The 2040-nt window shown below is 58.0% G+C and carries 2 protein-coding genes; both read right to left on the reverse strand.

Annotated elements, in window-relative coordinates:
• Positions 1–44 precede the first annotated feature (44 nt).
• On the reverse strand, positions 45–1577 hold the full coding sequence (locus F3J44_RS29350; protein ID WP_167277996.1) for an IS66 family transposase: 1533 nt from the start codon (positions 1575–1577) through the stop codon (positions 45–47).
• 18 nt (positions 1578–1595) lie between these two features.
• Complete coding sequence (tnpB, locus tag F3J44_RS29355) at positions 1596–1955, reverse strand: IS66 family insertion sequence element accessory protein TnpB (protein WP_205300269.1); 360 nt, start codon at positions 1953–1955, stop codon at positions 1596–1598.
• Positions 1956–2040 lie beyond the last annotated feature (85 nt).

Consider the following 2040-nt stretch of genomic DNA (forward strand, 5'->3'; position numbering starts at 1 on the left):
GTAAGCGCTCCATGAACCCCACCTATCCAAAGATGGGCGAGCGCTTAGCTATGCAAATGAGGCGTGCAGTTCCACGGCAGCAAGGCTTCGTAATCATCCACTGAGCACGCCTGCGGCAGGCGTTCCAGTGCGTGGCGCAGCCACGCATAAGGTTCTTTGCCGTTGGCTTTGGCTGTTTCGACCAGGCTGTAGAGTTGCGCACTGGCCGTCGCACCCTTGGGCGTGTCGCTGAACAGCCAGTTCTTTCGGCCAATGACAAACGGGCGGATCGCACGCTCAGCAGCGTTATTGTCGATCGGCAAGTAGCCGTGCTCGACGTAGCGCTCCAATTTGCTCCAGTTGCTGGCCAAATAACCGATCGCTTTGCCCAAAGCGTTCTGCGTCGTGACTTGGGGCTGCGTTTTTTCAATCCAGCTTTTCAACTGCGCCAACACCGGCAGGCTGCGCTCCTCGCGACCAAGTTTGCGTATCTCATCGCTGCTGTCCTTCAGGTCGCGCTCGATGCCATACAGCTTGTTGATCAGATTCAGCGCAATGTCAGCGCGCCCAGTCTTACCTTTGGGCTGCACTTTCTGCGCCTCGACAAACTTGCGGCGAGCGTGCGCCCAGCAGCCCAATCGCTCGACGCCGTCCTGTGCGACCAGCGCGTTGTACCCGGCGTAGTCGTCGGTCATGACATAGCCGCGATAGCCATCCAGCAGGCGCGTCGGCACCTCCTGTGCTCGGCTGGCGGCGTAGTCGAAAAGAATCACCGGCTGATCAGGTGGACCGCCGGTTTGTACCCACATCCAGGACTGGCTACTGGGCTCGCGCCCAGGTTCTTTCAACACCTGTACGCGGGTTTCATCGCAGTGGATGATCCGGCTGTTCAACAGGCTCTCGCGCATCAAATTCAACAGCGGCTGCAAGTGTTCGCTGCACTGAATCACCCAGCGTGCCAGCGTTTGGCGCGGGATATCGATGCCGTGACGGCCCAGCACTTTCTCGAAACGGTGAAGTGGTAAACCGTCTACGTACTTGGTCGTCAGCAGCATCGCCAGCACGCTGGGGCTGGCCATGCTTTTCTCTATGACTTGGGCTGGCTTGTCTGCCGTCACTGGCGCTGACTCGCAGTCGCGGCAGCCGTAAACCTTGCGAAGGTGCTTGATGACTCGAATTTGCATCGGGACGATTTCAAGTTGCTCGCTGACTTCTTCGCCAATGACGTGTTTGCGGCAGCCGCAAGCGCAGGTCAGTTCGTGCTCAGGCAGTTCATGGATGACTTCGATACGCGGCAAATCAGCGGGCAGCGGCTTGCGTTTGCCTCGGCGTTTGGTCGACGCAACAACCTCTACCTCGGCGGCCTCATCAGCGGGCTCAGCCAGATTTTCCACTTCGTTGAACAGAAGCAACTGAGGTGTTGCCGCGTCGCCTGTCTGCTCGCTCTTGCGGCCAAACAGGCGCTGGCGCAACAGCGCTACTTCCTCTTCAAGATGAACGATCTTGCCCTTGTCGGACGCGCGCTCATTGATCATTTGCTCAAGCAGTTGCTTGAGCAAAACAGGATCGTCGGGGAGGTTTTCGGGCATGGAAATCATGCCGTGGATTATACCGACTCAGGCGACGTAGCGAGGCGTCAAAACTTGATGAGGACGGTTGCGCCAGAGGTCGAAGCCATCGAGCAGCCAGTTCAGCTCCTGAACGGTCAGGACGATGGCGACGTCGCTCGGATCAGGCGATGTTTTGAACCGCTCGGAGTCCAGACGCTTGAGCCAAAGGCAGAAGCCGTTGCGCTCCCAGTACAAGATCTTCACGCGGTTGCGGGGCTTGTTGAGGAACACGAAAAGCACGGGGTCGAACACCGCCACCTTGATATCCAGTTCGACCAGTGCAGCCAGGCCATCGATAGATTTTCGAAAGTCGACAGGTTTGGGGTAGAGGTAGACTGTTTCGACTTTGGCGTCGGGTCGCATCATGGTCGGCGGGCTCCGGAAAGAAATCGGGAGCACAGCATCCGGGATCAGTTGAGCGCTTTGAATGTGGGGTTCATGGAGCGCTTAC

The sequence above is a fragment of the Pantoea sp. Tr-811 genome (assembly GCF_011752535.1).
GTDB lineage: Bacteria > Pseudomonadota > Gammaproteobacteria > Pseudomonadales > Pseudomonadaceae > Aquipseudomonas.